The organism is Halobacteriovoraceae bacterium, from assembly GCA_020635115.1.
Lineage (GTDB): Bacteria > Bdellovibrionota > Bacteriovoracia > Bacteriovoracales > Bacteriovoracaceae > JACKAK01.
The window spans coordinates 136,111-161,045 of sequence record JACKAK010000004.1 but is presented as its reverse complement, the minus strand read 5'-3'; the positions used below and the strand labels follow the sequence as shown (position 1 = coordinate 161,045).

Genomic DNA, 24,935 nt, shown 5'->3' with positions numbered 1-24,935 from the left:
TTTATGATAATTCTTGACGTATATACTCGGAACCATGTAAATAGCTAGAATTAAGTCTTAGCGGCAGTAGCACAGTTGGTAGTGCGCCACCTTGCCAAGGTGGAGGTCGCCAGTTCGAGCCTGGTCTGCCGCTCCACTCTATCTAAGTCTCAGGAAGGACATCAACAAATTCATAATCTGGCCGGAGAATCTTTTTCTCATTTAAAACTTTATTTCCCCTACTGGTCACATCTGAAAGAAATGATGTCTCATATTTTACATCTATGACGTATGCCTTAACATTTGCCTTGATGACAAAATTATTAAACACAGCGGCCTCTTCAAAAACAATAGATACAGGTTTTTCCAAATACGCAAATCGGCTTGTGATTACGACTTCATGTAATATTTTTCGAACTTCTTCAAGATTTTGATAAATTGAAAAGTAAAATGAAATAACAACCATCATATCTAAAGCACCACTATTACCGCTTGATACAATATCTGTTAAAAATTTTGAATTGGGAATTGTAACAAGATTATCATCTAAAGTCACAAGTCGAACAGATCTGAGACCAATACTTTTGATTTCACCATACTTATCGCCGAAGCTGACCCTATCTCCGACTTGAAAAGGACGGTCAAATAGGAGAATAAATCCTGCGATCATGGATCCAACTAAATCCTTTAATGCAAAACCAAAGGCAACAGCTGCAGAACCACCAACGGTCACTAAGAGTTCTTTAGATGGACGAAAAACATAATAGAAAATACCGAGAACACCAAAAAGATAGGTGACAAATGAAAATACTGTCGTCACTTGCAAAATAACAAGTCTTTTACCAGTGAATTTATGTTGAAGTTTTTCAGACCATGTAGTTACAATTTTAACAAGAATAAGTATACAACCAATTAGAAAAACAAAAGTCATCACTTTATCTAATTTTAAAAAATCAAAAAGCATTAGGGTTAAGTTATTTTCAGTTTCCATAAATAAAATTTTTCACTCTTAAGTATTTAGTAAGTCCATATTGTGTAGAAATATCTACCATGTAGCGTCCGCGTTCATCCTTAAAAAAGAACTTCTTCTCAAGAGCAAGTTTTATGGCGTTACGAACAAGACCCTTTTGAAGGTTCGTTGTCATCTCAATTTCAGAAGACGAAAGGTTCTCGTGTTTTAAAACATGTGCGATGACAAACATTAATTCATCAGGCATTTTCTCAATACCATCAAGCCCTGATTCTTTTGGGATATAAACATTAAATACGTTTTTACTTTTTCTTGAAAGCGCCGACATCCACAAATAGAGCGCTGCCCTTGGATTTCCCCTAGATAATTCCCAAAGTAATTTAAAAAATTTCGATTCGATTGAGGAATACTTATCTATCTCATCTTGTGATCTGGTTGCACTAATTAACAAGTCAAAAGAAAGTTTTACGCCTGTTTTTACATGCCGTTTCATTATTAAATCTTTTATTGCTGAATCACTCCATCCTTGTAATTCAAAAACATTTCTGAAAAATTGATTTCTACCAAATGCCCGATCTAAATATAGCCAGCTATATTTATTAAATGACATTATCCAAAATATTTTTTCAGTATTAAGATTTATAAGATTTATCAATAAATAATAGGCCTCAAATCCTCCAGTATGTGATAAAAATAGATTCTGGCATTCGTCTATAATCACGACTGTATTTTTTTCAAGTTTTTGGTCAAATTCATAGAGATGCAAACTTTGAGTAGTTGCCTCATTAAAAAATATTGAATATAAAAAACTGTTCATTGCTTCTAGTGAAACTGTTTTAGCAGGCATTTTTGTATATTTAACATTTAATCTATCACTCTTTTCCAGAGTAGATCCAACTTTTTTTAGTAAAGTCGTTTTACCAATTCCCTTGTCCCCATAAACCACTAATGAATGTTCATCAGACCTATCATCTAACCATTCATCAATTTCTAAAATAATTTTTTCTTCAAGACCTTGTCCATTTGTAACATACTCATCTTCTGATGATATTGATTTAAAGGAAAATTGTTCTTTATAACTCGATGGTATTTTATCATCAGCACCATCTTCAGCTTCAATTTTTTCAATTTGTTTTTTAAAGAGATTGGCCGATATTTTTTTTGAAATTTCAAAATTCTCAGTAAGCCCAATAATAATATCGAAAAAAATAAGTAAAATAATAAATACAAATAAAAAAGATGCCCTCAACTTTGAAGGACATAAATCTAAAAATCTAAAATATTTTTCTACAATTATCCCTGAGAACATTTTTTCTGAGTATTTTCTAAACTCATTTTCCCAATGAGAGGTTTCGTTAAAGAAAAGAAATAGGGAGTAGATGAGTACAAAGTAATTTAGTATTGTATAAAGGTAAACCTTACCAATAGTGGCCTCAATAATAATCATGGTAAAAAAATAGAAAAGAAAAATATTTTTAAACTTATTCGATGTCTCATTGGCCTTTATTTTAAATTTTGAGAAATTTGCAATATCTAACCTTGAAATTGTCCCTAAAAATATTGTTAACATTGATTTTAATATTATAGAAACCAAGTATACTTCCAAGGCCCTTATTATTAAACTAAGACCATTGTCTGGACGATATTTTTGATAGATGGCCAATACTATTAACCATAAAATAGGCACAGTACTGTCTTTTATTTTATTCCAAATAATGAAAAGCTTCCTTATAATGAATGAACGAATTTTCCTTTCAAATAAATATTTAAAAATTTTATCTACGTTTTCATTCGTTTTATTAAATAAATATCTTAATGAAAAAAAAGAAATTGCTAATATTATGAGTGAAAATAATTTAGTCATCAAAGTCAAAATACCTTCCTTTCCTAAAGAAAGTTGTTCTCTAAAAGCGAGATATTTTGAATAAATAAAACTAACAGCTCTATAGGGAGCAGAGCTCACTTCATTTTTTATCATTTTATAAGATTGAAATTTTAAAAGTGATTTGAAGAAAAAAGAACTCCCTAACTTTCTGAAAATATTTTCTCTAATTGAATTACTACTTGCAACAAGGTGATTGAGAAGTCGTAGTTCTTGGTTTATTTTATCTGAATAATTTTTTATAATTTCTTTTCTTAAAAGAATGATTTCATCTCTGAGTTTGATAGAATCAGAGATGTCGTCTTTAAATTTGTCTTGATTGAGACTTTCAGGGATTTGAGGTAGTTTTAAAGAGATATTTGCGCTAAAAAGATTAAAGTAATCTTCACTGGCCAATGAAAGCCAGATTTTCTCAATTTCTTCAAAATTTTGAATTAATGCTTTAGTATCTTTATCTTCAATTTGTTTTGCTATCTCTCTAATCTCAGAGGTTGATTTTTCAAATTGATTGATTTTGATTTCAAGGCCTGAGTTTATTTCAATTTTTAAATTAAGTAATTCGATTTTAATTTTTGTTAAAGTATTTTCATATTCTAGAACTTCTCTTTTTTTAGTACTTTTTTCTTTAAAAGTTTCACTTTGTTTTTTGATTAGGGAATCTTCTAGGTTTTCTTTTACAATTCGAGCTTGAGCTGAATCTCTGTCTATTTTCTCTCTAATTTCAGGTAATGTACTTTCAGTAATATGAGATTCACGTAAAGTATCGTTAAGAGTTTGATTTCTTTTTAAAAGCTCAATCTTCTGATTGATTAAGTTTACTGTCAATTCTTTGAGCTTTTTATTTTGCTCATTTTTACCTAATTGAACTAAGCACTCGGATAGAGTTTTGTTTTCTAAAAAAACTCCCTCTTGGTCTTGAATTATACTAATTTGTTTTTGAATGTATTCATCCGTTTTTTTTACATCAAAATCAATTCCAAATATGGATTGAATCGTATAATTTTCTACTTTTTCACCAACTAATAATTTATGGATTTTTTCTGATTCTTTCAAAAAATTATCTGAGACAATTTCGTATTTTTTTTGAATTTCTGAATTCCTACATGTGCTTGAATAGGAACTGGTAGAAAAAAAGAAAATAGTCGAAGTAATTATGCAAAATTCAATAAATCTATTTTTTCTCAAAAATATCATCTAAAATTCCTATTTCTTAACTCTAATATTGAGTACGGAATTGAACCGATTTTAACATTTTGTTTCTGAAAATTGACATCAATTGTATCTAAAAAAAATTTCTATTACAATTCCAAGTTTTGTGCATTCAGTCTATTAAATCTAAAAATATGAACCTTCTAAAGAAATTCACTATCATAAATTGATCAATAACAATATATTAGAGTAAAATTGCGATACGTTTAGGATTAATATGAAAGTTGAAAAAAAATCTGATAAGTCAGGAATGGTCCCAGGGAGCCTTGTATACGTTGGAAATCAATCTCCAAGCACAAAAGTTCAAATTGAACTTATAGAATATGATGAAGAAAACTCAAAGAGAGTTTCAATTGACAATATTCTAGATTGCACAAGTACTTTAACAAATAGATCGATTTCTTGGGTCAATATAGATGGAGTACATGATGTAGAACTTATCAGAACAGTCGGAGATTTTTTCAATATTCATCCCTTAATTACTGAGGATATTTTAAATACTACTCAGAGACCAAAAGTTGAAATCACAGATGAGTATATTTTCGCCACGTTAAAAATGATTGTTTTCGATGAAAATGAAGAAACTTTCACAAAAGATCAACTGAGCATCATCCTACTAGAAAATTTAGTAGTCACATTTCAAGAATTTCCGGGAGATGTATTTAACAGTATTCGAGAAAGAATTCATCAGAACAAGGGCAGAATCCGCAAAATGGGCCCTGATTACTTATTTTACTGTCTGATTGATTCAGTCGTTGATGAGTATTTCAAAGTTATTGATAGATTAGAAATTGAATTAGAACAAATTGAAGATAAAATTGAAGAAAACAAAAATACTATTCAAGATATCCATTGGCTAAAAAAAGAACTTCTCTACATTCGTAGAGTGATTTCTCCGGTCAGAGATTTTATCTCCGCACTAAATCGTGATGAACACCCTTTTATCAGTGAAAAAACTTCGCTTTATTTTCGTGACGTACATGATCATTGTATACAAATTTATGAATCAGTTGAAACAATTCGCGACATTGTCTCTGGACTTATTGAAATGCATCTTTCCTCCATCAATAATAAAATGAATAGTGTCATGAAATACTTAACCGTTTTTGCTTCAATCTTTATTCCACTTACCTTCATCACTGGAATATACGGGATGAATTTTGAATATATGCCTGAACTTAAGTGGCAATATGGTTATTTTTATCTCTTGGGTCTTTTATTTTTCACAGGAGTAACACTTCTTTTTATCTTTAAAAAGAAGAAATGGTTTTAGTTGAAGTTTTTCTAAAATTTAAATTCATTTGAAGATTCACATACAACATCTAGTATCGTCTCAACCTTATTTTTATGGTTAACAATTCTTTGATTAAACTCAAGCTCTAGTCCGAGATAGCCTTCTAAGAATATTTTTCGAAAATGAGTTGTTACCCCATCAGATTTTCCCAAGTAAGGGTAGTTAAATCTACACTTTATACCTAATTTAGATAATTTCTTTTTTATTTCAAGGGCCAAATGTCTCTCATCCGCTCTCTTTGGATCAAAAAGAATAGAGAATTCACAGTTTCTCATCACTCCATTCATCTTAGGTGTAAATGAATGAACTGATAGATGAATGGTATTTTTTGAAATTTGTTTGAAAATCTTAGCTCTATGTTTTGAATGTAATTCAATTAACTTTTCTTTCAATATATTATCAAGATTTTTAGAAAATTTGCTAAAAACATTATAATTATGTAGTGACCGATTAAAATCAATCACTAGTCGAGTCATTTTATTTAAAATCGGCGTTGATCGAATTTTTTTGCCCAATTTTTTTGCAATATCAAGTGCACCTTTATCTAGCCCACGATGACTTTCTAAAACGTTTTTGGGAATCTTTACAGATGAATTTAAAAACTTGGGGATTTCTGCTCCCCCATGCTCACAGCTAATAATAACCTTAGATTTCATAGGGTATATTTTCATTTAGACAAAGAATTAAATCTTTATACATTTGGGTTGATAGATTATTTTTCACTAACCTTTGCGCTAAAGATCCACTTTCTTTTAAAATGTTCAATCCTCGAGCATATCTTTTATCCATATCGCTTGAAAATTTCTCAATAATTTTTTTTCTAAGTTCTTCAAATGTTTTTTCTTCTGAGTTTATTTCAAGCAAATTAAAATAATTATCAAGATTGCATGTAGGAGAAAATTCTTTTGACTGGTCATATACTTCTCTTAAATATCTATCAGAGAAATTTTTTTCATTTTTAAAATTGTTACCTTTTTCACAGATAAACTTAACCATTTCAACAATAAGATTAATAATGACATAATCCATATAAGGGGATTCTTGAATGTCCATTAAACGTATCTCAATAGCTCCGACATCAAATTTGGGTATTGCGGCCCTGGAATTGAGCCAAGGATTTTGAAGTGTTTTTGTAGGATCATACTGATCTATATCTTGATAAATTCCTTTCAAAATATTCTCATAATCATTAAATGACTTAACATTTTCTGGAATAATATTACCAATGATTGAAGGAACCTTGGCCTGATTTTTCTCATAGAAGGCCAATCTATTATCAGCATACCTTTGTTTCTTGTTTTCATAAAATGGTGAACTGGCCGCAAAATACGGGATGAGTGGAAGAATTAACCTGATAGCTGAATGCAATTTAATAAATTCTACTTCATTTTTATAAGGAAGATTTATATGTATAGACTGTAGATTTGACCATCCATGTCCTTTGCAGTCAAAAATTTGATTATAAAGATTGTAAATCTCTTGCTGTCCATGAGGCCATAAAACAGTTTCTTTGAAAGGATCAAACCATGGATTCATGGCCGTGGGCATAAGAGTAGAATTCCATTTATCTAACAATTTTTGGACTTCTTTCACTGACCTATGGAAAACAATATCTAAATCTTTTAAAGATGACTCAGGTTCTGTACATTTTATTTCTAGCACATGATTTACTAATTCATTCGACCAACTCACTTTGCCTAGATCAACCTCATTGCAAATCTCTCCATGGTTTAATTCTTTTAAGATTTCATCAGCGATCGCTCTCACTTTTAGGGAGTCTTTATCAACGATCATGTACTCTGCTTCTATGCCATAAACTGAAAATAATTCAAAATGATCAGACATGAATTCCTCTTTTTCTATTACATTCTCTCAAAAAGAATTTTGCAACCCTATCATAAAGTTCGTCCCCCAAAAGTTTGTCTTCGACACCGGCCTCTATACTTGGGTTATCATTGATCTCTATAAAATAAATATCTTCACCTTTTTGCTTTAGATCTACACCGTAAAGTCCAATTCCAATTTCACTTGCAACTTTAAGAGCAATTTTGATGACTTTTTCAGGTGCACTGATAGGATCAATACATTCAAATCCCCCCTCATCAAACTTTCCATCCTTATTGTTGATAATTTGCCAATGTCCCTTGGCCATAAAGTATTTACATACGTACAAGATTTCACCATTTAAAATTCCAACCCTCCAATCGAAGTCTGTAGGTACGTATTCCTGGATAAGTAGTAGTTCAGTTTTTTTAAAAAGCTCTTTTGCGATGTTATCGAGTTCTTCAACTGTACTTGCTTTGTGAACTCCTTGAGAAAACGCTGAATCTGGTTTTTTAATAACGCATGGAAATTTAATTTCCCAATGTCCTTTTGCATACTTCTTAGGATCTAATATGATTGTTCTAGGGCGTTTAATTTTTAATCTTTCTAGTAATTGTTCAAGGTAAATTTTATTTGTACAACGAACAATTGAGTCAGGATCATCTATAACAACTAATCTTTCAATTTCTGCACTTCTTGAGAGTCTATATGTATGATGAGTTACATTTGTAGTTTCACGAATAAATAGTGCATCATAATTATTGATATCTGGTTTTTCACTATTTTGGATTAAATATGTTTTAATCCCATTTTTCTGAAATGCATTAACAAAGTTTTTAATTGCTTTCTTGTCACTTGGGGGATAGACCTCGTTTTCATCATACAGAATTGCGAGATCATATTTGTATTTACTATTGCTGGATCTGCTAAACTTCCCTTCTTCAAAATAATTTTTGGATGATTCAATTAAAAAATCCAAATGGTATTCACTAATTTCTGAAGGCCTAAGTAGTGAAATCTTCTTTATTTCCCAGGAATTCTTTTTTTCAAAAAACACTCTAAATAATGGGGCCTGGACTAATCGAAATAACTCCCAAGATAGTTTGTTATAAGAAGAGGTGATATTTTTTCCAAAATATATACTTAATTCAAATTTGTCTGATTTTATATTTCTTAGATTTGCCTGAGTGAGTGTATTAATATCTTCAGATAAAACTTTATTTATACGTTTGTCATTCAAATCTTGAATACATCTGGCCGAAGGAAATATTTTATCTTTTCTGGCCTCCGCAAGTAAGGATACATAATAACCTTTCTCTTGATAGCCCATATTCGAAGAGAGATTAAATATATGGTATTTCTTATCTCTTTCAAATTCTCCCAGAATATAATCCATAGGACTTCTAACAAGAGCTCCTGATTTTTTGAATTTTTCTACAAGTGAATCGTTCACTATAATAATGTTTTTATTCATTTCTTTTTCTCAATTATAAGTAGATTTCCATCATAGGAAGATATTCCCAATAATATAGAGTTTATCAACCTATCTCCGTTAATTAAGTAATGATTCGTAGAATTTATTGGATTCTTTTGATAGGGATCACATATGGAAAACTGCCCGTTGTTTTCATATCCATCAATGATAACAAAATGCCCAGCAGGTGATCCCAAGATGTCGTCATATTCATTTTTTATTGGGTCCTCTCTTTTATCTCTATAGAGCCAAGTAGAACTTAACCCTGTTAAAATTGGTACTTTAGTATCTAGAACAGATTTTAATAATTCTTGAGAAAGATCTCTAAACTTTAAATCTCCCCCAAATCTTAAGTACTCCTCATACTCCTTAAGTGTAAAAAGTCTTTTTTCTGACATTTTTCCTGTATCAATGCTCTTATTGATACACTTCCGAATAAAATCGTTTCCTTTTTCAAACCAAGAAGGATCAAAAACTTTTATATTAAAACAAAACATTGTAGCATGATAACCTCTTTTGATCGCATGCTTACCTAATATTACGGCAAGTGTTCCGCCTCCTTGATCAAATTGATTAATATCATCAACAATTTGCTCCAGGCCTATTTTATCATTATAGAAAGAATAAACTGCATGCAAACTTGTAGGGCCACAAGTCGTATAATCAGGTTGATTTTTCATATTAACATTTAACTTTACACTCAACTTTCTAACCTTTTCTTGATTTCAACATTGTGATGATTTTATCTACTCTTCTTCTCTTTTCCAACTACTCTTAGTACTTGGCAAATAATTATTTTAACTAAAACGATAAGCTTAACAAAGGGAATAAAAAATTTTCATCAAAAACGCATGGGGTCAATTTAGTTATTAGCAAAATTTGTTTATATATAATAACATAGCTCAATTGTATTGATAAAGCTCCAATTTCTTTAGTGAATTTAATTAGGACAATAGTGAAAAAAATATTCTTCATAATTTCTTACTTATTTTTAAACAGTACATTTGCAAGTGAAGCTATTGGTTTTACTCCAAGTATTGCCAATGCTTGTATGGAGTTCATGATAAGTGGTAGAAGCTTAGATTCATTAACTGTTCGCGAAAAATCCACGGTCTTAAACTCCTACCTTTCTTCAATTGAAACAATTGGAGAGAAAACTAAACTTAATCTTTCTCAAGACTTAAAAATAGAAGATATCATCAAATTTGAGATTTCATCTTCGCAGTGGAACGCTGTAACGATTACAATTAGTCATATGGCCGAAGAAATAGTTCCTGAGTTTTCAAAAGAGGTTTTAGAGAGAAAAGTAAAAAAAATAATTCGTAATTTCAAGTCAAGGTCAAATGAAAATATCCAATTTGAGATAAATGTTTCTTTAGGTGGTTCTAAAATTGATTTGTTTCTCACTGGAAACGATTATAAATTGAGTGCTCTCATTATTAAAGAACTTGGAGAAGATCTTGAAGAATATACGGCCTCAATTCGTTAGATCTTGCTAAATATTTTACTGGCCGTTAAATCACCGGCCACGTTCACGGTTGTACATCCCATGTCAATTATCCTATCAACACCCAATATAAGGCTTACACCCTCGATCGGTACTCCAACTTTAACAAGTACAGATGCTAAGATCCCAACACCAACACCCGGTACACCAGGGCTCCCTATTGCACTTGCAATTGAAGTCGCTACGACTATTGATATTTGTGGTAGAGATAAGTTTATATTATAGGCCTGACTCAAAAAAATCACTGCAGAGGTATGCCAGATTGCAGAACCGGCCATATTGACAGTAGTTCCCAAGGGTATCAAAAACCTGGCCGTAGAAGGATCAACTTTTAGATCATCTTCAGCTATTTTCATAGACACTGGCATTGTGGCCGCACTAGATGATGTTGAAAATGCAAGTAAAATAGCTGTGGAAGATTTCTTTAAAAATTCAAGTGGTGAAATTCTTTTAAAAATTGAAACTATAATAGAATAAAAAATAATAAATGAAATAAATCCTATGAAACAAACAAGTACATACATGGCCATATTTTGTAAGGACTTTAGACCAGTTGAGGAAGTAACTTGGGCCATCATACCAAACACTGCATAGGGGGCCAATCTCATGGCCCAGGATATGACGGTCATACAAATTTCTTGAATGACTTCTAACATATCCATTACACTTTTGGCCTGATCTTTTTGAATGGATAAAAAAGCAATTCCACCAATAATAGATAAAATAACGACATCAAGCATCTGGCCTTCTACAAATGAAGAAAGTGGATTTAAGGGAATAATTTCTAAAATTGTATCAGGCCCAAAAGAAAATATATTCCCCTCACTTACATTTTGAGAAATGACTCCAGATGCCTTTAGGGATAATCCTCTTCCAGGTCCAATAAATGAAGTCAGTAAAATTCCAAGGAGCGAGGCAAGAATTGTGTTGACCAAAACAAAAATTGTAAATCTTATTCCTAATTTTTTCATTTGAGTAACATCGTTTGTAGAGGCGAGGCCACGGATTATACTAGAAAAGATTAATGGGATAATGACCATTTTAATTAGTTTTAAAAAAAATTTTGCAGGAAATACTAACCAGGCCATAAGAGTTTCTATTGAACTATTGTAATTTTCTAATTGTTTACTCAAAGGGCCAGAAGTTGATAACATCACTCCAAAACAAACACCAAAGAGCATCCCAGCTAAAACTTTTGCCCACAGTTTAGTTTCTACCAGGACAATGATATGTCCGTATAGACTCTTTAATGATCGAGGATTTAGATACGACAAAGTATCAAAGAGTTTATTTACAGAGTTCATAAAATCTCCAAATATTATTCTTATAATTATATATTTTCAAACCTTCAAGCTGACTAGAGAAATAAGATTAATCTTTTTTATAGGTCTTTTAAGAATTCAGCAAAATTTAAATAGAGATCTTTTGTTTGGCCATCATCGTCTGCATAAGGGCTCATAAGTACAAGTCTTATAACGTATAAATTCTCATCATCATCAACGCCTTCCCAATTGCTGATCATTTGAAGGATTAACTTTTCGTAGGAAACTTTGGTTAAAATAGTTTTACTTACAGCAAAATCAGGGCCTTCACTAAAGAACTCAAATATTTTTTGAGATCTTTTATTAACCTCTGACAGACTTTGACCTTTTTTGGCCAAGCAAAAACAGAGAATATTTGTATCTGCAGTTGGGGTAAAGTAAATCTCTTCTAGATTCTCTGTTAAAATTTTCTCTAGCATTATTTTTGTTCTGAGTCCTTTTTTTAAAATAGTACCAAGCCCATTTGAGTTGAATGGTAAACATTGAGAGCTTAACCAAACGGCCCCTGCTCCAGTGGCAGATCTCGATCCCTCAATTGTGGTAGACCATCCTGGATGATCCACATATTTATCACGGATCAGGTAAGGAGCATCTATTCGACTAACAATATAATTATCTGGATTTTTAGTTAAAATTGCTCCACAAGCGTAAGGCACATATCCTAGTTTATGAGGATCAATTGTGATTGAGTCTACTTTTCTTAGAGCTTGAAGAGCATTAATGACTTCTAGTCTGAGCATTGATTCTTTAGGCCGATCGAGGAGACTACAAAAAAAGCCTCCATAAGCTGCATCAACGTGATGCCAGAATTGCAATGGTTTAAATTCTTCAAGCATTGACTCAACATCATGAATAGGGTCAATTCCACCAAACTCAGTTGTTCCGGCCACACTTGTGATCATTAGTATTGGTCTGTTTTGCTTTTTACATTTATTAATTTCATCACGTAGTGCTGTTACTGATACATGTCCATTCTTGTCAGTTTTAACTTTAATCACTGCTTCTGTACCAAGTCCAAATAGATTCATGGCCTTTGGCCAGGAATAGTGACAATTACTTGGGACTAAAAGAGCTGGCAATGGATAATTTAGATTTAATTGTGAACAGATACGTGCAATTTCAGCAGGTCCTTTTACAGTCGCAGAGTACTTCATTAGTTCTTCAATTGAAATCTGATAATGGTTTTGAATTCGATAAAACTCGTCCCACCCCATGTGCATGTATTCAAATAAGTTTTTTTCGAGTAAAGATTTTTTTGCTAGACAAAGTGCCATCGATAAAAAATGATCCATTCTATATCTAGCTCGCCAAACTGCTTCAAAATTGGCCAAAGTTCCACATGAAGTAAAGTGTCCTCTACTTTGTTTTACTTCATAACCAACCATTTTACACAGAAGATTTATGGCCTCAATTTCGAGAAAAGATCCTATTTTTGCAACTTCTTTCGAAGCATTATTTGGATTATGAAGAAGTACTGAAATGTGTCCAAGTAGGGCCGGTAAGGAGAAATCAGAGAGCATATGTCCGATATATCTTTTAGTAAAAGTGGGAACTTCTTTTTGTAGCATTGTTTGAAGTTCTTCCATTGCAGAGTTTAAAATTTCAATAGATTGTAAATTGTCTTCGCATAAAGGCCATTTGGGATCATTTTGGAAAACGTCGAGTCTATGTTTTGAATAATAATCTAAAACGCTATTCCACATTTGTTGAGTTAATTTAGAGTTCTCAAAATGAGGTCCTATAAAAAAAGTTCTGTGTTCATTATCCATATGCTTAAAAGAATAATCCTATCCCTACCCAAGTGCAACTTTCTTTTTAGCTTATAAAAATAAGAAAAATTATGATAATAACAAATTATGACATTTTAAATTTAAAGTTTAATTTAGGCAGCTTTCTGATCATTAAGTATATTTTCTAGTAATTCTATGATTTGTTTCTTTCGAACTGGTTTAGGAATATGTCCATCACATCCTGATTCGATACATTTTAGAATATCACTTTTAGTTGTATGGGCCGTCAAAGCATAAATGAGAGTTGGTACAAGATTATTTTTTGCCTCGTAATCGCGCATTTTTTGAGTTGAGGTATGCCCATCCATAACAGGCATCTGAATATCCATGAGAACTAAATCGTATTTAAATTTTTTGAACATTTCTAATCCTTTCAATCCATTTTCAGCGACTTCAATTATATAAGGACATTTTTTTAAATATGTTTTTAAAACAACGACGTTTTCTAGATTGTCTTCAACAACAAGAATTTTCTTTTTGCTGTCATCCAATTGATTTCTTTTATGTTGCTTGTCTTGAATTCCAGATTGACCAAGATGAGACTCATTTTTTTCATATTCGAAAGACATGTCTAGTATAAATTCAGTAAACGCTCCTGGAATGCTATTCGCATGGATTTTCCCCCCCATAAGATGAATTATTTTTCTGGAAATAGAAAGTCCAAGTCCAGATCCTTGAAATTTTCTGGTTAGACCAGAGTCCGTCTGATAGAAATCTTCAAATATTTTTTCTAGATCATCTTTACCGATACCTATTCCAGTATCTCTAACTGTAAATCTTAATTTTACTCTGTCTCTGTCGAGATTCATTTGTTCTATTAATATTGTAACTCCTCCAACATGTGTGAATTTTATTGCGTTGGATACTAGGTTCATAAAAATTTGAGCTAATCGATCTTTGTCTGAACGTATGAGATAATCTATATTACAATGTGTTTCATACTCAATGTATAAACCTTTTGCTTCTGCATTTGATTTATAAAGTTCTGTAATGTTTTTTAATGTCTCATCCACATCAAAAAACTCTAATTCGATATCAAACTCTCCACTTTCAATTCTAGAAAGGTCTAAAATTACATCGACAAGAGAAATTAGAGATTCACATGAATTTCTAAAAATTTCCATGTAATGTTGCTGTTCTTCACTCAAAATTGCGTCTTCAAGAAGTTCTGAAAGGCCAATGATAACATTCATCGGTGTGCGTATTTCATGAGACATATTGTTAACAAATTGATTTCTAATCTCAAGAGCTTTTTCAGCAACTAATTTTTCATCTTTTAACTTTCCATAATTATCCTGGATCTCTATAAGTAAGCTATTAATACTCTGTTCTAAAAGTGCTATTTCACTGATTCCCCTCTCTACTTCACTAGAAGATAGTCTGTATTCAAAATTTCTTTCTTCTTTAATCTGTTCTAATATTTTAACTTGATTTTTTAATGGTCTCGTTAGTCTCTCGGTAATTCTAGAAATTAATAAATTTGTAAGAATTAAAATGAACACAATGACCATACCAAAAATCAATGACTGACTTAGTAGGAGCCTATGAAGATTATCTAATCTATGACGAACTTTTATATAACCAATAGTATAATTCTGATGTTGAATGATCTGTCTTATCTCCACCTTATTAAAATCAGAAATGATTTCTCCACCTTTTTCAAAATCAGAAGGACTAAACTCTTCTTTTGCCCCATGAGAATAAAATAGTCTGCCATTAGAATCATAGACTTGAACATTTTCAGCATTTGAGACTTGTGTAAAGTTAACAATTAGTGTTTCAGCATCCTTCACATCTTCAAATACCAGTGAAGAGATTATATTATTGACCAAAACACGATCGGATGTTTCAAGTTGTTTAAAGAAAAAATTCTTTAAATTAACAAACTCTAAAGTCATATGAATTGAACCTGCAATAAGAAGTACACTTGCTAAGACTAGCAAGCTCATTCTTTTTAAGGCCGATTCTAGAGTCTGTTTTTTCATTTTCTATTATCCGCTAAACGTAGTATCCTTGAGCTTATTCTCAAGTTACTTTTATCAACTTCTTCAAAATTAACGTCAAAAGCAATTTTATTATTTTTCACTTTGAGTTTGATTAACGACCAAGATGTATTCTCACCTAGTGAAATAACGAGAGTATTTTTGAGGATGTTTTCTTCACCTTTATAAGTACTTTCAAAAGAATTTCCCAGGATGATAAGATCATAATTAGTATAGTTTTTTGATTCACCAGAATGTTTATCTAGAGTATAAGTAAAATCATTCTTAAGTTTTTTGTAAAGGGTTTCATGAAGTTGAAACTCATCTTCTTTTCCGATAAATAAAATCTTTAAGGGTTTATGATCGTTTTTATCTCTATTAGGCCACTCTACAAAATTGATCAATTTAAAAACAAAAATTGCCTTCAATTCACTTGACTCAAGTGCTTTTAACTCACATTCAAAAAATGTGAGAAATATTAAGAAATATAAAAATATTTTCTTCATCATTTCACTTATCGAGCGTTTTGATCAAGTACTTAAGAATAAAAAAATCAAACCTGTATTTTCAGGTAGTTACTTAATTTTCCAGGGCATTTCGCCTACCTGTTCCGTGCTTTCTCTCAGTTGATCGATTTTTCATTTCAAATCGTTTTCCTTCAACTAGTTTCAAAAGATCAAGGGAGCTTACAATTCCAATGGCCTTTTTTTCTTTTGTTACAACAATATGATGAATTTTGTGATTTCGCATAATTCTTGCTGCAATTTGAACATCTTCATACTCGGGAATTGTAAAAACTTTTTTTGTCATCACACTGGTTACAGATGCATTTGGATTTTCAACTTTGAGTATATCACTCAAGGATACAATACCTAAAACTTCGTCGTTATCTCTAACAATTGGAATACATTTTAAACCTCTACTTCTCATTCTCTCTTTAATATTTTCAATTGTATAATCAGCTCTGGCCGTTATAACATCCTTAGACATCAAATCGATCACCTTAACATTCATTTATCCTCCAATTGCGTTGTTAACAGAATATATATGTAGTACATTTTTAAATATGTGAGGTAAATCACCTAATAGATGAATAATTGCATTCTTTTTTAAAAAAAGAGGAAATATGAATAGTATGAGTACTGAAAGTTTGATTCTCTATATTGATGATAATCAAACTAGAAGGAACAATTTGAGCTCAAGACTCAGAATGCAAGGGATGAATGTTGAGCTAACCGGAAGTGGATTTCAAGCATTGCATTTACTTGAGAGGACTGAGTATAGCTTAATTCTTATTTCAGATCATTGTTCAGACATGCCACCGATTGAGATTATATCACTTATACGTGAAACTAAAGCTCAAAAAGAGCTTCCCATCATCTACATAGGTGGACAGGATGAAATTTCTGACCTTAAGGAAATTATTAAAAAAGGTGCAAATGAATGTGCATTGCGCCCAGATAATTTTCAGTCTATCTTGGATAAAATCCAGAAATTTCTGTAACGAGCTGCCTTCAATGATGCGAAATTATATTTTATTTGTTAGCATAATTGTATGAGACGAAAGAAATTGACATTAAATGTATCAACGCGATCTGTAATAGAATTATTAGAGGAAGAAGGAATTGATGTTTCTCCACTCTTAGATAAAGTTGGTTTAACTAGACAAGTCGTTTTTAAAGAAGGCGGATACCTCCCGACAGATTGTGTCCTTGAGTTTGGAGAACTGGCCAGGCAAATCTCTCATGATCCACTACTGCATCTTCATGCGGATCAAAGAATTCCCCTTGGGGCCTATCAAGCTTTAGAATATGTTATTGCAACTTCGGAAACATTAGGTGAAGGTTTTAAAAAACTTGCTGAGTTCATCCATCTTGCAAACACTAGCACTTTAATGAAGATACAGGAAAGGTCAGACCATTACTCTATTCAACTTGAATATCATGAACGACAAGACCTTATTCCACCTACTTTAGTTGAGTACATATTTTGTTCATCTTCTAAAAGAATTCAATCTATGATTGATAACTGGGCCCCGGCAAGTATTCACTTCAGGCACAGGCCTAGGGCACCAATTGAAGAGTACGAAAAGATCATGAATGCAAAGGTTAAATTTGAACAAAATATAAATGAAATTGTAGTGCTTAAATCAGATTGGACTCGAAAAATGAAACGGGCCGATAGTAATTTAGGTACAATTCTCGTTCAATACCTCACAAATCTATCTAATACCCTTCCACGCGATGAGGATATGATCTATGAAATCCATCAATATCTCGCAAAAGAATTGCCAGGAGGGGCCCCAAAAATTGAAATAATTGCAAAACATTTGGGATTAGAAACAAGAACCCTTCAAAGGCATTTAAAGGCAAAAGGAACTAGTTTTAAGAAAATTTTAGAGGATACACGGGAAGAGCTTGCTAAAATTCATCTTGCTGATATGGCCCTTTCGATCAATGAAATTTCTTATCTCTTAGGTTATTCTGAACAAAGTGTTTTTCAAAGGGCATTCCAGAGACAAACAGGAAAAACACCTGGAGTCTACAGACGACAAGTTAAAAGCAATATGTAACAGAAAAACTCATAAACTATGAGAAACCATTATACAAAAGACTCTCGTAATATACCATCTTTTGTATGAACAATATCTGATGAGTCAAAGACATTGCCTTGCTGTTTATAGTAAGAAAAAAAGTTATCTATTGTCTGAGCATGGTCTTTAAGAACCGCTTCTTTTATATCCTCTGGAGAAATACCTAAAAGGTCTGAAATCTTCTTTAATGACTTAACAGGTATGCTACAGATGCCCCTTTCTACATTGCTAATAAATTGTCCATTTTTATAGCCTAAAAATGCAGACAATTCTGTTTGAGAATATCGTTTTGAGTGGTTTAGCCGTGAAATCCTAACCAATTCGGCAATATTATCAAAACATCTCTTTGGCCCATTTTCCATTTTTTCCTCCAACATACACACGTAGTTAGAAACTAATTATTTGGTTATTTGACACAGTATAATCAAATGATCGCAGCAAAGATTGACTAAAAACGTCAACATATAGGCAATTTAGCTTTAATTTTTTGTCGCAAAATGTAACATATTGTTAATTGGTTCCACAGGCCAGAAGTCCATAGCTCAACTCATAATTCATTTCTTTAAATTGAACTTTCTTATTAGGGTCTTTCGAGCATCATTATCAAAATATTTTATTGTGACGTATGTATCTCTTACTCATTCTTTTAAAGTGATCTTGTTAAGGCTAGCTGTGACATTGCGCATGATGTATAGAAAAGTAACTCTAAATTTTGGTGAAAAGGAACTTTAAATGAAAAACACAATCTCAATACTACTTTTTACAATTTTTGCGCTTGGAATTTTTGCTCAAGAGACTGAACAACCTGATTTTTTAAATTCTCAACCAATAGACATTTCTGGAACTGTAGAAAAAAAGAAAGAACCTGTGGCCCCAAAGGAACATCCTATGGTTGTCAGAATGGAAAATAAAGTAAAGGCATTAAAAAGACAGAGACAGGCCAGAGAAAAAGCTATGGAACTGAAGGCAAAAATGAAAATGGAAATGATAAGAATCAAAAAAACAATGATTGAAAATAAAAAAATCAACCAAACTTTCAACCAGGCCTTCTCAAAACTAGAAAAAATAGATTCTTCACTTGGTGGAGAAGAAGAATATGATGATTTTGATGATCTGAACGAATATTAAAGATCTTGTCATTTGATACGGAGAAAAAAATAAATAAATTGCTATATTTATTTTTTTACTTAAACTGTATAAAACCTCAACAACTTGAGAATTTATGTTTAAGACCGTATTGCTCTGTGCCCTTTTTACTTCTAAATTATATTCCCAAACGGTGACCTTAAGTACTCTTAACTGGCCACCTTTTATTGGTAATAATTTAAAAAAAAATGGAGTTGTAGCTGAAGTCGTCAGAGAAGCACTTAAAATAAAGGGCCATGAACTTAAATTAGAATTTGAAGATTGGGACACATCCGTATCTAGGTCTAAATCTGGCAAAACTGATGGCCTATTTCCAGAATATTTCGATGAGTCAAGAAGAACTGATTTTATCTTTTCAGATGCCTTTATGTCATCCCCCCTCGTTCTCGCAGTCAAAAAAGGGTCCAAGGTTTCCTATAGCGGAAATATTTCAGATATTGAGAAAATAAAGATTGGTGTTGTAAAAGGTTATGTTAATACAATTGATATTGATACATCTAAAAAAATCAACAAAACTCAAGTTGCCAGCGATTTAGCAAATCTTCTTAAGGTAAGTGGAGGGAAGATAGATGCTGCCGTAATAGATGAAACTGTTGCGAAAGACATTATAACAAATATTGCAAAACAACTTAAGGATAACATTTCGTTCTTACGGCCAACACTAGAAGATAAAATGTTTTATATTGCCTGGTCAAATAAAGGTAAAAACCAAAAAAATTTAATTTCTGATTTTAACTTTGGATTAAAAACTATTAAAAAAACAGGACTATTTGACAAAATACTCAAAGAGTTTGAATAGCAAAATATAAAAGGATGGTTATGAAAAAATTTTTTCTTCTGACATTTTTATCTACTCAAGTGTTTGCTGGTTTTTATGGATCAGTTACAGCAACTTCAAACTACGATGCAAGAGGACTTTCTTCATCTGCCGATCAAGCAACAGTTCAGGGAACTTTAGGATGGTCGCATGAATCTGGACTACATATTGATACTTTTTTCTCTCCTACGTCAGTTGAAAGTGTCACAGCAGTTGATTGAACTGAGGCCGATTTGGGAGTTGGATATGGAATGTCTCACGGTGATTTGTCTTGGGACATTACAGTTTTCTCATATCACTATCTTCACTATGGACACGGAAATTATTTAGAATATTTGTTATCTCTTGGTTATATGGGATTTGGTGCAGGTATTTCAATTTCTCCTAAGTACTTTGGAGAGGAAAACAATGATGAACTATTCTATTGGTTCTCATACACACATGAATGTAACAAAATGTGGTCAGTAGATACTCAGATTGGTTTTAGATCGTTTGATGTGAAGTCATTCAATAATGGAAAAGATGATAGTTATATGTATTTTCATTTTGGAGTTAGCAGAAGTTTTGAAGAAGGACTCGTCGCAAACATAAAATATATTGGGACTGACTTAGATTCGAAGTACCATGATAAAAATACAACTGGAAAGATGGTTGTTTCTTTAACTCAAACATTTTAATTTTTATAGGATCTACATTTGTAGATCCTAAGTTATTTTGAATTTAAATTCAGTTTTTTATGACGAACAAATCGACTTTCTTTTTGAGTTAAATGGCGTGCATTTAAGATTTTTTATTAAATCTACAAATGTAAGTGCACTTTTGGCATAGCTGTTCTATTAATTGATTATTTTTGAATCCTTGTTGTATAGATTTCGCTCTAGTTGAATTTAAAATTGAATCTATTGAATCTTCTAGAACATTTCCTAGATTAATAACCTTTTGATCATCAAGACAACAAGGTACGACTGTTCCGTCAGCATGAATAGCAAAATGATCTATAAGACCATTACATCTACCAGATTTTGATTGAAATTCGTTCTCAAGTCTAGGCCACTTGAAACGTGAATCAAAGTGTAGATATAAACGTCCTCGTAGTTTTTTTGATTTAATTTTTGCAAGTTCAAGATTTCTATTGATTTGAATATCAAATTTTTTCTCGAAGAATTCAAATATCGGGGTATTTTCTAGTGAATCAAGGTCGTCAATATTCCAAAGGCGCATATTTAAATATAGCTCTGGTCTATGTTCAAATGCTAAGACTATAAAGTTGTAAATAAGCTCAAGGTATTCTTCCAGAGGTTTTGATGGGAAATTATCCATATAACTTTGTAGAGAGAAATTCACTTGTCTTATAATAGGAGAGCCGAGAATAGTTTGCTGATGTTTTCTCAATAGCAGTCCATTTGTTGTGAGTTGAATTTGAGTATCAAATTGTTCACATATATTTAAAATTTCATTGAAATTTGGGTGGGCCAGAGGCTCACCCATAAGGTGTAGACAAATTTGTTCTGAGATTGGAGCAACCTGAAATAGAACTGACTCAAAATCCTTGAGTTTCATAAATTGTTTTTGTCGTTCATCAATGGGACAAAAAGAGCACTTTAAATTGCAGACATTGGTTATTTCAATATAGACGCGTTTATACTTTTTCATGAGGATCTTTATAATGGTGCTTGATATTCTTGTCACCATAAACTCGTCATTGAGATTGAATTTATACGGTTTCAATTCTTCAATTACAATATGTGCTTCTCATCGCGTTCAAATCAGTTAAAGAAGTAAAAAAATCGGGATCTTAATCAAAAAAGTTGATTTTAGGGAAACCAATAATTGACTCAGCATACTCGTCAATATTTTCAGGTCTTAAGTTGTCCAGGTCCATCTCAGGTTTTAAAAACAAAAAGAATAATGCATCTTCTTCCCATTCCTTATAATCTTTATCAGGAATTTGATCCCTTATTTCTTCAAAAAAATCTGAATGTTTCAATCTTAATTTGGGCATCTCAATAGACCCTATTCTACATGGGCCTTCTTTTCTCTTATACGATTTAAACTTCATTGTTATCCTCTCTTTATACTTAATTTTTCAAAGGATTGAACTATGAGTTTACGACGTATTCACCGTTACTGCATCCCTGGTTTTGACGTGACAGACACTAAAGAGTGGTTAGATAAAGGCTTTATTGAGATATTTATCAAAGATGGACGTGAAGTTAAACAGTGTTCCAGGTGTTGTCATGAGCTTGATGCAGCCAAAGTTAGCGAGCATAAAGTCAAAGTTCGCACAATGGATATTCATGGTTTTAAGGGATACTACATCTTTAAAAGAACTAAGCATCGATGCGGTAATTGTAAAAAAATTAGAACTTCTAAAATTGACTGGATCTCTGAGGAGACTCCGCACGTAACCGAGGAATATGCTTGGTGGTTAGGACGTCTTTGTGAGATTACTCCAGTCTCTCGGGCCGCTGAGTTCACTGGCAATGATCCTATGAGTATGTGGCGGTTTGATTTTAAAAGAATGAAGCGGATGTTTCAACACTACAAGATCCCAAAGGTCAGGAGGATTTGTGTAGACGAAGTCTATGCCAGAAAGAAAAAGTATCATGCCAAAGAGTCCAGGGATAAACGCTTTTTCACGATAATCTGTGACTTGGACACTAGGAGGGTTATTTGGGTGTCTGAAAGCCGCTCTAAAGAAGCACTTAATGAGTTTTTTCATGTCATGGGAAAAGAGCGCTGTGAAGAGATTGAAGTTGTAGCGGCAGATCAGTTTGATGGATATAAACTTAGCGTGAAAGAGAACTGTCCCAACGCTATTTTTGTATGGGATCGTTTTCATATCATGCAGACGTTTCAAAACTATATTAATAGTGAGAGACAGTGGTTAAATGAGCACATGTGCAAAGGAGAACAAAAGAGACTGACTCGTGGCAAATTTAAACAGTTATTCACTAAAAAATCTGATCGAAGAACAAAAGCTGAGAACCGGCATATTCGGGAAGTCATGAGAGATAATGAATATTTTGTTTACCTAGAACTCATTAAAGAAGGTATGCACCAGATATTTGAATCTGCTTCAGCTCCGGAAGCAAGAGCAAAGTTTGAAGAGATGGGGGAATGGATAAATCAAGCAGGGATCTTCTATGAACTAAAAAAATGGTGGAAAACGTTTGATGATGGATGGGATACATTCAGAAACTACTTCAAATACCCTGTTACCTCATCACTTTCAGAAGGAATAAACAACGTCATCAAAACAATAAAGAAAAGAGCTTATGGTTATAGGAATATGCAGTATTTTAAGCTTAAAATCCTCCAAGTATGCGGATTTTTGAACTCTAAGTGGGTACCAATGAATTTTCAATAACTTCAACTTTTTTGTTAGAGAGGCAAAAAATCGTCTAAAAATAAGACAAACTTATAATTTATTCATCTTTTTTGACCAATTTTCACGCACGTTTATACTCAAAACTATTGAATTTAATGGAGAACAGGTAAATGGCATCATTTTTGCTTTAAAAATCTGTATTTCATATTGTTTCGGGGAGAAAAAAATGAATAAACTTATAAAAACTCTTTTGCTCTTTAGTCTTTTATTCAATTCATATGGAGCTGATTCTGATGACGCTAGTAAAACCAAAATAAATTCTAAAGATCAAATATCTTCAGAAATCGTTAAAATAAATGAACTCAAAAAGCAGTATCTCGATTTACCAAAAGAAAGTAGCGAATTTCAGAAATTTGAAGTTCAAAGAAAACTTATTAATCAGATCTATGTAAATATTAGGTCTAATATCTTACCTTATGAAGCTGAAATTAAAGATCATTCAGAAAGTATGACTAAAAAGATTGAAGAATTTAAAACAGTTCTTCAACAATCAAAGGAACTAGGTGCACCTTTTGAGCGACTTGACTTAGAGAGGGCCAGAAAATTCGCAAAATATGAATCAATTCAAGATGGTGAGAAATCAGCAGGTCTCATTTTTTTAGAAAACATAAAAGATTTAAAACTTGATACTAAAATGTCTGATCAAATCAAATTTGAAAATTCTTCAAACAAAGATCCGGAAGTATCGAAGGCAGCTCAAGAAGATATTTTGAAACGATATATCAGTAGATATTTAGAGCAAACAGTAGAACTTTCTAAAGATGCAAATGGAGAAATTAATATTCATGAACAATTAGAATCACTCAAATTTGCAATCTACTCACAATTTAGTGCTGAAGATTCAAGTGATCATTTAAAATATCAGTTATTAATGCTTTATATAGATCAACTTCTCAATGCAGATGATGCAAAATTTTCAAGCTTTAACGATTATCATTTTCCTTCATGTATTTTAGTTCCAGCTGAAAAAAATATTTATGAAGGCAAATGTACATCTGAGAATATTGGGAAAAAGGATCAAACTGAGAAGGAAATTGTATGTAATATTGATCCTTCACTTAAAGTTCAACCTTTAACAGAAGAAGTTAAAGAAAATGTAACTGAGGTTGTAGAAACAACTCAAGAAGCAGTTGCAAGCAAAGATGAATTACAAAAGAAAGAAGATACTCCGACCAAGACTGAACTAAGTAAAGACGATAGAATTGCTGAACTTGAAAAAGAAAAAGCTGAATTATTAGAGAAAATTGAGAAAAATAAAGATGAAGACGAAGAAGTTGTTTCATCATCAAAATCAAAGAAAGTTTCTAAAGAACAAACAGAGACTCTTAGTGCAGTCGTTACAGTTCTTCAACCACTCATTCTCTCAATGACAGATATGATGAGTAAAATGCTTGCAAATCAAAATTCCCAAGCGAATCCATCTCTTGAACTTCTCAAGTTGCAAATGCAAAACAACTATATGAAAGAGATGTATGATTTCAAACTGAAAACTTATGAAAATATGTGGGACAGATTTTATGTACCACAAGTACAGTATAATTGGAGAAATAATAATATTAATAGCGGCTATAATGTTTACGATACCAACTCTTACATACTTGATAGATCAAATATAGATACTAACAATGTTGATAATTTCACTATACCAAGTTTTCTACAGGCCTCTCGATCAAATCCATATACTCTAGGATCGAATAGTTTTAACTTTGGCAATCGAACTGATAGTTTTCTCTTTTAAAAATATTTTGGCGCTAA

Annotated in this window: 24 protein-coding genes and 1 tRNA gene; 11 read left to right on the top strand and 14 right to left on the bottom strand. The window is 32.1% G+C overall.

What is annotated here, in order from left to right:
• Positions 1 to 60 precede the first annotated feature (60 nt).
• Positions 61 to 136: transfer RNA gene (locus H6622_07250), tRNA-Gly, on the top strand.
• 6 nt (positions 137 to 142) lie between these two features.
• On the opposite strand, the gene H6622_07245 is transcribed toward H6622_07250, so the two are convergent.
• Complete coding sequence (locus H6622_07245) at positions 143 to 970, bottom strand: mechanosensitive ion channel (protein ID MCB9061300.1); 828 nt, start codon at positions 968 to 970, stop codon at positions 143 to 145.
• On the bottom strand, positions 960 to 4,025 hold the full coding sequence (locus tag H6622_07240) for an AAA family ATPase (protein ID MCB9061299.1): 3,066 nt from the start codon (positions 4,023 to 4,025) through the stop codon (positions 960 to 962). The genes H6622_07245 and H6622_07240 overlap by 11 nt, the downstream gene beginning before the upstream one ends.
• Positions 4,026 to 4,257: 232 nt before the next feature.
• Here H6622_07240 and corA point away from each other — a divergent pair, with 232 nt between their 5' ends.
• The gene (corA, locus tag H6622_07235; protein MCB9061298.1) at positions 4,258 to 5,313 is read left to right on the top strand and encodes a magnesium/cobalt transporter CorA; all 1,056 of its coding nucleotides are present in this window, start codon (positions 4,258 to 4,260) and stop codon (positions 5,311 to 5,313) included.
• An 11-nt stretch (positions 5,314 to 5,324) separates the two neighbouring features.
• Here the strand turns inward: corA and H6622_07230 are convergent, their stop codons facing one another.
• The 4 genes from H6622_07230 to H6622_07215 are packed head-to-tail and all read right to left on the bottom strand — an operon-like array spanning position 5,325 to position 9,312.
• A complete protein-coding gene (locus H6622_07230; GenBank protein ID MCB9061297.1) occupies positions 5,325 to 5,990 on the bottom strand; it encodes an N-formylglutamate amidohydrolase in 666 nt (221 codons plus the stop codon).
• The gene (locus H6622_07225; GenBank protein ID MCB9061296.1) at positions 5,980 to 7,179 is read right to left on the bottom strand and encodes a glutamate--cysteine ligase; all 1,200 of its coding nucleotides are present in this window, start codon (positions 7,177 to 7,179) and stop codon (positions 5,980 to 5,982) included. The genes H6622_07230 and H6622_07225 overlap by 11 nt, the downstream gene beginning before the upstream one ends.
• On the bottom strand, positions 7,172 to 8,632 hold the full coding sequence (locus tag H6622_07220; protein MCB9061295.1) for a RimK family protein: 1,461 nt from the start codon (positions 8,630 to 8,632) through the stop codon (positions 7,172 to 7,174). The genes H6622_07225 and H6622_07220 overlap by 8 nt, the downstream gene beginning before the upstream one ends.
• The gene (locus H6622_07215) at positions 8,629 to 9,312 is read right to left on the bottom strand and encodes a C39 family peptidase (GenBank protein ID MCB9061294.1); all 684 of its coding nucleotides are present in this window, start codon (positions 9,310 to 9,312) and stop codon (positions 8,629 to 8,631) included. The genes H6622_07220 and H6622_07215 overlap by 4 nt, the downstream gene beginning before the upstream one ends.
• Before the next feature lie 275 nt (positions 9,313 to 9,587).
• Here H6622_07215 and H6622_07210 point away from each other — a divergent pair, with 275 nt between their 5' ends.
• On the top strand, positions 9,588 to 10,121 hold the full coding sequence (locus H6622_07210; GenBank protein ID MCB9061293.1) for a hypothetical protein: 534 nt from the start codon (positions 9,588 to 9,590) through the stop codon (positions 10,119 to 10,121).
• On the opposite strand, the gene H6622_07205 is transcribed toward H6622_07210, so the two are convergent.
• The 5 genes from H6622_07205 to H6622_07185 form a co-directional block, all read right to left on the bottom strand.
• Positions 10,118 to 11,443, bottom strand: coding sequence for a dicarboxylate/amino acid:cation symporter (locus tag H6622_07205; GenBank protein ID MCB9061292.1), 1,326 nt, complete (start codon positions 11,441 to 11,443; stop codon positions 10,118 to 10,120). The genes H6622_07210 and H6622_07205 overlap by 4 nt on opposite strands.
• Before the next feature lie 77 nt (positions 11,444 to 11,520).
• On the bottom strand, positions 11,521 to 13,230 hold the full coding sequence (locus H6622_07200; protein ID MCB9061291.1) for a decarboxylase: 1,710 nt from the start codon (positions 13,228 to 13,230) through the stop codon (positions 11,521 to 11,523).
• 113 nt (positions 13,231 to 13,343) lie between these two features.
• On the bottom strand, positions 13,344 to 15,236 hold the full coding sequence (locus tag H6622_07195) for a response regulator (GenBank protein MCB9061290.1): 1,893 nt from the start codon (positions 15,234 to 15,236) through the stop codon (positions 13,344 to 13,346).
• Positions 15,233 to 15,739, bottom strand: a complete 507-nt coding sequence (locus H6622_07190; protein ID MCB9061289.1) for a YfiR family protein — start codon at positions 15,737 to 15,739, stop codon at positions 15,233 to 15,235. Before H6622_07190 ends, H6622_07195 begins: the two co-directional genes overlap by 4 nt.
• A 73-nt stretch (positions 15,740 to 15,812) precedes the next feature.
• A complete protein-coding gene (locus H6622_07185) occupies positions 15,813 to 16,247 on the bottom strand; it encodes a CBS domain-containing protein (protein ID MCB9061288.1) in 435 nt (144 codons plus the stop codon).
• A 112-nt stretch (positions 16,248 to 16,359) separates the two neighbouring features.
• Here H6622_07185 and H6622_07180 point away from each other — a divergent pair, with 112 nt between their 5' ends.
• The gene (locus H6622_07180; GenBank protein MCB9061287.1) at positions 16,360 to 16,737 is read left to right on the top strand and encodes a response regulator; all 378 of its coding nucleotides are present in this window, start codon (positions 16,360 to 16,362) and stop codon (positions 16,735 to 16,737) included.
• Between the two features lie 51 nt (positions 16,738 to 16,788).
• A complete protein-coding gene (locus H6622_07175; protein MCB9061286.1) occupies positions 16,789 to 17,805 on the top strand; it encodes an AraC family transcriptional regulator in 1,017 nt (338 codons plus the stop codon).
• Positions 17,806 to 17,834: 29 nt separating this feature from the next.
• Here the strand turns inward: H6622_07175 and H6622_07170 are convergent, their stop codons facing one another.
• A complete protein-coding gene (locus tag H6622_07170) occupies positions 17,835 to 18,188 on the bottom strand; it encodes a helix-turn-helix transcriptional regulator (protein MCB9061285.1) in 354 nt (117 codons plus the stop codon).
• Positions 18,189 to 18,558: 370 nt separating this feature from the next.
• On the opposite strand from H6622_07170, the gene H6622_07165 reads away from it, so the two are divergent.
• From H6622_07165 to H6622_07150, 4 genes are all read left to right on the top strand, one after another.
• Positions 18,559 to 18,954: a hypothetical protein gene (locus H6622_07165; GenBank protein ID MCB9061284.1), complete on the top strand. Its 396-nt coding sequence runs from the start codon at positions 18,559 to 18,561 to the stop codon at positions 18,952 to 18,954.
• Between the two features lie 94 nt (positions 18,955 to 19,048).
• Positions 19,049 to 19,771: a transporter substrate-binding domain-containing protein gene (locus tag H6622_07160; protein ID MCB9061283.1), complete on the top strand. Its 723-nt coding sequence runs from the start codon at positions 19,049 to 19,051 to the stop codon at positions 19,769 to 19,771.
• A gap of 20 nt (positions 19,772 to 19,791) precedes the next feature.
• Complete coding sequence (locus H6622_07155) at positions 19,792 to 20,010, top strand: hypothetical protein (protein ID MCB9061282.1); 219 nt, start codon at positions 19,792 to 19,794, stop codon at positions 20,008 to 20,010.
• Between the two features lie 30 nt (positions 20,011 to 20,040).
• Complete coding sequence (locus H6622_07150) at positions 20,041 to 20,466, top strand: hypothetical protein (GenBank protein MCB9061281.1); 426 nt, start codon at positions 20,041 to 20,043, stop codon at positions 20,464 to 20,466.
• Between the two features lie 103 nt (positions 20,467 to 20,569).
• On the opposite strand, the gene H6622_07145 is transcribed toward H6622_07150, so the two are convergent.
• Both H6622_07145 and H6622_07140 read right to left on the bottom strand, forming a co-directional pair.
• On the bottom strand, positions 20,570 to 21,442 hold the full coding sequence (locus tag H6622_07145; protein MCB9061280.1) for a radical SAM protein: 873 nt from the start codon (positions 21,440 to 21,442) through the stop codon (positions 20,570 to 20,572).
• A 142-nt stretch (positions 21,443 to 21,584) separates the two neighbouring features.
• Entirely contained in the window at positions 21,585 to 21,848 is a 264-nt protein-coding gene (locus H6622_07140) for a hypothetical protein (protein ID MCB9061279.1), read from the bottom strand.
• Positions 21,849 to 21,890: 42 nt separating this feature from the next.
• On the opposite strand from H6622_07140, the gene H6622_07135 reads away from it, so the two are divergent.
• Together H6622_07135 and H6622_07130 are read left to right on the top strand one after the other, a co-directional pair.
• Positions 21,891 to 23,159 (top strand): ISL3 family transposase, encoded by a 1,269-nt coding sequence (locus tag H6622_07135; GenBank protein ID MCB9061278.1) that lies wholly within the window; start codon positions 21,891 to 21,893, stop codon positions 23,157 to 23,159.
• A gap of 187 nt (positions 23,160 to 23,346) precedes the next feature.
• Positions 23,347 to 24,918 (top strand): hypothetical protein, encoded by a 1,572-nt coding sequence (locus H6622_07130; protein ID MCB9061277.1) that lies wholly within the window; start codon positions 23,347 to 23,349, stop codon positions 24,916 to 24,918.
• Positions 24,919 to 24,935 lie beyond the last annotated feature (17 nt).